The 1,316-nt window shown below is 43.2% G+C and carries 1 protein-coding gene and 1 pseudogene; one reads left to right on the top strand and one right to left on the bottom strand.

Annotation, left to right across the window (positions count from 1 at the left end):
• Nucleotides 1-132: pseudogene (locus tag R7070_RS25395) on the top strand (D-fructose-6-phosphate amidotransferase); the annotation flags it as partial.
• 121 nt (nt 133-253) lie between these two features.
• Here the strand turns inward: R7070_RS25395 and R7070_RS25390 are convergent.
• On the bottom strand, nt 254-1,057 hold the full coding sequence (locus R7070_RS25390; RefSeq protein WP_021450160.1) for a MetQ/NlpA family ABC transporter substrate-binding protein: 804 nt from the start codon (nt 1,055-1,057) through the stop codon (nt 254-256).
• Between the last annotated feature and the right edge of the window lie 259 nt (nt 1,058-1,316).

The following is a 1,316-nucleotide window of genomic DNA, read 5'->3' as shown; positions in this document are numbered from 1 at the left end:
TTTCATGAGTCGTTTTACTTCATTGCATTCTTAATCCCGCCATTTTTCCTATGGAAGATCATCAATCGTTCTGATTTGGTTACCGCCGCACAAAACTATATCGCGCTAAAGTTAGAAGCAGAAAGTCGATAATCTAACTCCAAGTACGATTGATACCATTTGATACGACAGAGGCTCATGCTTTGTTTCATGAGCCTCTGTCGTTTTGTCTCTCTGAGCAAGCAAGATAGCTTGCTCAAGGATTAATTCTTACTTAAAAGGCTGGTTCAATCGTTCCTTTGAAAGTGCTATCAAGGAAGTCGCGAATTTCTTGGGATTGGTAAATAGAAACGAACTTCTTGTAAGCCTCGTTGTTTCTGTCGGCTTCACGAGTCGCAATAACCATAACAGCGAGAGGTGCGTCTTTGGACTCTAGGAAAATACTTTGCTTCTTGGGGTCTAAGCCTGAAGACATCACGTAATTCATCGTAATAGCTGCGGCATCAACGTCATCCAGCGTTCTTGGCAGCTGCGCCGCATCTACCTCAACGAACTCCAGTTCTTTTTGATTGCTCTTAATATCGGTTAACGCGGCTTTATGGCCAACACCTGGTTTAAGCTCAATCAAGCCCGCATCAGCGAGTAGTAACAGCCCTCGGCCTCCATTAGTTGGGTCGTTTGGAATGGCAATTCTGGCACGGTTTGGTAACTCTTCTAACGAACGGTATTTATTGGAATAAATACCCATGCGCATCAAGATAGATTGGCCAATTGAAACGAGCTGAGAGTTATGACTGCTGTTGAAATTATCCAAAAAAGGTTGGTGTTGGTAGCTGTTAATATCGATGCTACCGTCACTCAGCGCGGCGTTAGGTGTCACGTAATCAGAGAACTCGATGACTTCAACATTTAGCCCTTGTTTTGCCGCTTCTTTCGCTACTGCTTCAACTACTTGTGCATGTGGCCCAACCGTAGCTCCGACTTTGATTACTGAATTATCTTTTTCTCCGCAGGCACTTAAGCTGAGCGCAGCAGCGAGAACCCAAGATAACTTTTTGATGTGACCTAAATTTGTCATCGTAACTCCATTTTATATTTAGACGTCCATACGGCTATCCTATCAGGAATATATAAACGGTCAACGACTAAAACATTGAGGGATCATTTGAAGGTCACAAGGGCTGTAGAGCACGAATTTTATCGAGCAGATGGTTAAGAGAGTTGAAAGGGTTGAAGCAAAAGAGTTTACAAGGGGGATAAGAAGATGAGCTCAGATGCCAACGGTGTACCCATAACAACACTTAAAACCATCAGATACAAAAAAGGCGTAGTAGGTA

It is taken from the genome of Vibrio sp. 1557, from assembly GCF_033340175.1.
Classification (GTDB): Bacteria; Pseudomonadota; Gammaproteobacteria; order Enterobacterales; family Vibrionaceae; genus Vibrio; species Vibrio alginolyticus.
This window is presented reverse-complemented; position numbering and strand designations above follow the sequence as displayed.